Genomic DNA, 3,914 nt, shown 5'->3' on the forward strand with positions numbered 1-3,914 from the left:
CACTGACACTCAGGACATGACCACGGCTTCCCTGATTGAGGCAGCAAAGAATGCACACTTCTTCCGTTTCCGGACACTCTAGTTCTATAATTTTCTCGTCTTGCATGAGCCAAACGCCTCAGAGACCAGTACAATGTATCAGATACTCACCCGGGGAGCAATACCTCCGACTAAAAAAGTCGGCGATATTTTTTATCGGTGGAGGCATACTTTTTTTCTTAATGTATGCAACCTATGTGCCGCTCGCGTGTCCGAGGAACTACACCACCTCGATACGGAGAGGAAGATGGATGCGATTCAGGTGTTAAGAAGCGGTAAAGGACAGACACTGGCTCCTGCAGTAAGTGCAGGGGTGGGCGGGACAACCCTGCGAGCGCCCGACCCCGATGCGGCTCTGGTACGGCGCGTCAACGCCGGGGAGCTGGCGGCGTTCGAGGTGCTTTTTCGGAAGTACCAGACTCCGATCTTCAACATGATCACGCGTATGGTTCGGGGAGAAGAGGCATATGATATCACCCAAGAAGTCTTTCTAAGAGCCTTCAAGGCGATTAAAAACTTCCGGGGCGATTCTAAGTTCTCAACCTGGCTCTACACGATTGCACGCCATACTTGCTTGAACCATCTGCGCCATAAAAATGTCTTATCAGAAGGCTCGCTCGAAGAAGCTCAGGACGACCACCCTGGCAATGAGCCCATTGATGAGAGCATGAATGTCGCTCGTATCTCTGAGGTGCGTGAACTGCAGCGCGTGGTAGATGAGGTCTTAGCAACACTGCCCGCCGAACCGAGGATGCTCTTGATACTGAGAGATTTTGAACAGCTTAGCTACGATGAAATTTCGCACGTGACGCAACTTTCTATCGTGAATGTGAAGTCTAAGATACACCGCGCCCGGCAGGTTTTTAAGAAGCGCTTTCAGCCACACCTCGCTCTCCTAGACGGGGGGATCGGACGATGAACCGTAGGGATACTATGAACAGCAAGCAACTCGACTATGACACGCTCCCTGATTTTTTAGATGGGGCTCTTTCCGTAGAGAAGCGGCAGGAGTTTGAAAAAGCGATGCAGGGCGATCCGGCTCTGGCACGGGAAACCGAGGAACTCTCTCAGGTTTTGGCACTGCTCCACCAGCTCCCTCAGCGTGAGCCGGTGATAGATGTCTGGCCAGAGCTAGAGCCCAAGCTGATCCAGCACCAGCTTGAGGAGCGCATGGGATTGTTTGCGAGGTGGCGCTTTCGTGGCGTCCGATTTCTCTCGAACTTTGCCTCCGGAGCGATTCTCTTCACGCACGCCGTGGCGCTGAACACGGAGACCAAGATGCGCAAGTACGTCATGCCCGGCTCACTAACCTCGGGTGAGGAGGGCTAGGGTGGGGTTTCTGGCATGGTGGACACAGGCGGAGGCGTTTATCGCGCAGCCCTGGGTGACGATTCTGCTCCTGGTGGCGGCGTGTCTCCTGCTGTTTCATGACCTCCTCACCCCGCTGACCTGGGGGCTGACAGGCAACCTTAGTGTCATCTTTTTTGCACTGGTGTTGCTCTCGCATGCGGTGAGTGGTATGGGCTTGGCCGTTCTGATTGGGGGAGTGGCCCTGCTTCTGATCGAGACACACTTGCTGCCGGGGCGGGGGATTGCGGCCTTTGTGGGCTTTGGCCTGATCTTTGGGGGAATGTATCTCTCACTCACAGGGGGCGCGCAGCATCCCAGCACGGGTTTCTCTCTCGCAGTCGCCGCCGTTGTGACCATCTTCTCCATCGTGACTTTTCTCGCCTACCTGCCCAAGTCCCCGGTCTGGAAGCAGCTAGGCCGCGAGCTCTATGCCCAGTCGGTTGGTGTAGAGATGCCCCGCGATCTTTCCCAAGACTGGCTCGGCAAGCGCGGTCAAGTCGCCACCGCCCTGCGCCCCGTCGGAGTGGTTCTGATCGAAGGCCGCCAGCTCACCGTCGTCACGGAGGGCGATTTCTTAGAGCCCGGCGTCGAAGTCCAGATCACCGAGATCGTCGGCGATAGGATCGTCGTTGATCCTGTCGCTGCACTCGTGGCTTAGAACCAGCCGCGCATCTTTTCCATGAGGCTGTAAGACGTCATGTCCAGATGCAGCGGCGTGACGGCGATGTAGCCCTCCGCCGTGACCGCGCTATCCGTGCCTTCGGGGGCGGGCTCTTCGCTGGGCAGGCCACCCAGCCAGTAGTAGGCCCCGCCGCGTGGGTCGAGGCGCTTCTCCATCCGGTCTTTGTAGCGCCGCTCGCTCTTGGCGGCGATCTTGACGCCCTTGATCTGATCTTCTGGCAAGTTTGGTACGTTCACATTGAGCAGGGAGTTGCGCGGCAGGCCGTTGGCGACGACTTTAGGCACCAGCTCACGGGCGATAAAGCGAGCGGCGGTGTCGTAGTGCAGATCAGGGCCGAAGCTGGCGGTCGAGACGGCAATCGCGGGAAAGCCGAGGATCACGGCCTCCATCGCCGCGGCCACCGTGCCCGAGTAGATCACGTCCCAGCCGAGGTTCGGTCCGTGGTTAATCCCAGAGATCACCAAGTCCACACCACTCTCCGCACAGATCGCATCCAGCCCGAGTAGTGCGCAGTCTGCAGGCGTTCCCGACACGGCCCAGCCGATACTGCCATCAGGAAGGCGGGTCTCCACGGCACGGAGTGGCTTGTGAAGCGTGATCGCATGGCTTGCCGCCGAGCGGGGCCGATCCGGCGCACAGACCGTCACCAAGTAACCTTCGTCGCCGAGGGCTTTCTTGAGCGCGAGAATACCCGGGGCAAAGATGCCGTCGTCGTTGGAGAGAAGAATACGCAAAGACATAACGAGCCAGTATACCCGGCTAGGTGGCTCTACGGGGCGGCGGAAAACGCCACGCGACTGTAGATTTCCGCTAGGGGGAGTGTCACCGAAAGCGCGGGAAGCTCCGCCGAGGCATCAAGGCCCGTGAACTCACGAACACGCCACGTGGTGCCCTCTTCTCGTGTCCAAACTTCGACCCAGGGGTGATCCTGAGCCACTAAGCAGAGCGTCTGGAGCGACTCGCGCTGGCGATAGAGGCGCGCTTTCTCCCCAAGATCAAAGTTGCTGGTGGACTCCGAGAGAACCTCAAAGATCGCGGCAGGGTTAGCCAGTGTGTCCACATCAGCATCTGTGAAGACCAAATCGCCACAGACGACAGTAATATCAGGGTAGACATAGCGGGTTTCAGAAAGCTGAACACGCATGTCTGAGGTCATAGGCTCGCAGTGCTCTGGGGAGAGCTGATTTTCTAGGGATCGTAAAATGCTGCGAACAATCCGATCATGTTCTATAGATACACCAGGCATGGGGAGCAGCTCTCCGTCAATATACTCACTCTTCGTCTCCGCGAGGCGCTCCTGAAGTAGGTACTGAGTGGGTGTCAGCATCGTTGAAGGTTGCGTAGCATGTTCGGCAACGGGCATAAAAGTATTGTATCAGGCTGGGGTACTATGAATAAAGAGGTTAACGTATCATGACAATTCGGGAGCGTACAGAGCAGTGGGAGCGGGAGTTTCTTTCTGAGTTTGCGACCAAATCCGCAGACTCACGGGGACGGCAGCGGCCTGAAGAAACGGATCCCATTCGCACGGCGTTCCAGCGAGATCGTGATCGGGTGCTCCACTCGAAGGCGTTTCGACGGCTGAAGCACAAGACCCAAGTCTTTCTTGACCCGGAAGAAGACCACTACCGAACGCGCCTGACACATACGCTGGAAGTAGCGCAGATCAGCCGCACGGTTGCACGGGCACTGCGCCTCAATGAGGACTTAGTGGAGGCGATTGCGCTAGCCCACGACTTAGGGCACCCGCCGTTTGGTCATGAGGGCGAGCAGGCGCTAGACGATGTGGTTCGCGAGTACGCCCCCGAGATGCACTTTCTTCACTACGAGCAGAGCCTGCGTG

General features: G+C 57.5%; 6 protein-coding genes. 4 read left to right on the forward strand and 2 right to left on the reverse strand.

Going from position 1 to position 3,914, the window contains the following annotated elements; translation table 11 throughout:
• Positions 1–286: 286 nt before the first annotated feature.
• From AC1XOS_RS20810 to AC1XOS_RS20820, 3 genes are read left to right on the forward strand one after another with little or no spacing between them, the layout of a single operon-like run.
• Entirely contained in the window at positions 287–958 is a 672-nt protein-coding gene (locus AC1XOS_RS20810; protein WP_481964128.1) for an RNA polymerase sigma factor, read from the forward strand.
• A gap of 14 nt (positions 959–972) precedes the next feature.
• Complete coding sequence (locus tag AC1XOS_RS20815; RefSeq protein ID WP_481964129.1) at positions 973–1,368, forward strand: anti-sigma factor family protein; 396 nt, start codon at positions 973–975, stop codon at positions 1,366–1,368.
• Position 1,369: 1 nt separating this feature from the next.
• The gene (locus AC1XOS_RS20820; RefSeq protein WP_481964130.1) at positions 1,370–2,047 is read left to right on the forward strand and encodes an NfeD family protein; all 678 of its coding nucleotides are present in this window, start codon (positions 1,370–1,372) and stop codon (positions 2,045–2,047) included.
• Here the strand turns inward: AC1XOS_RS20820 and surE are convergent.
• Positions 2,044–2,811: a 5'/3'-nucleotidase SurE gene (surE, locus tag AC1XOS_RS20825; RefSeq protein WP_481964131.1), complete on the reverse strand. Its 768-nt coding sequence runs from the start codon at positions 2,809–2,811 to the stop codon at positions 2,044–2,046. The two genes, AC1XOS_RS20820 and surE, sit on opposite strands and share 4 nt — an antisense overlap.
• 29 nt (positions 2,812–2,840) lie before the next feature.
• Entirely contained in the window at positions 2,841–3,434 is a 594-nt protein-coding gene (locus AC1XOS_RS20830) for a Uma2 family endonuclease (RefSeq protein ID WP_481964132.1), read from the reverse strand.
• Between the two features lie 50 nt (positions 3,435–3,484).
• Between AC1XOS_RS20830 and dgt the strand changes: the two genes are divergently transcribed.
• The coding region (dgt, locus tag AC1XOS_RS20835; protein ID WP_481964133.1) for a dGTP triphosphohydrolase at positions 3,485–3,914 on the forward strand (430 nt) is incomplete at its 3' end.

This window comes from Armatimonas sp., from assembly GCF_964826245.1.

What these genes read in the sequence shown, in the direction of transcription:
- AC1XOS_RS20810 (WP_481964128.1), top strand. Translation starts at nt 287, where the DNA reads ATGGATGCGATTCAGGTGTTAAGAAGCGGTAAAGGACAGACACTGGCT.
- AC1XOS_RS20815 (WP_481964129.1), top strand. Translation starts at nt 973, where the DNA reads ATGAACAGCAAGCAACTCGACTATGACACGCTCCCTGATTTTTTAGAT.
- surE (WP_481964131.1), bottom strand. Translation starts at nt 2,811, where the DNA reads ATGTCTTTGCGTATTCTTCTCTCCAACGACGACGGCATCTTTGCCCCG.
- AC1XOS_RS20830 (WP_481964132.1), bottom strand. Translation starts at nt 3,434, where the DNA reads ATGCCCGTTGCCGAACATGCTACGCAACCTTCAACGATGCTGACACCC.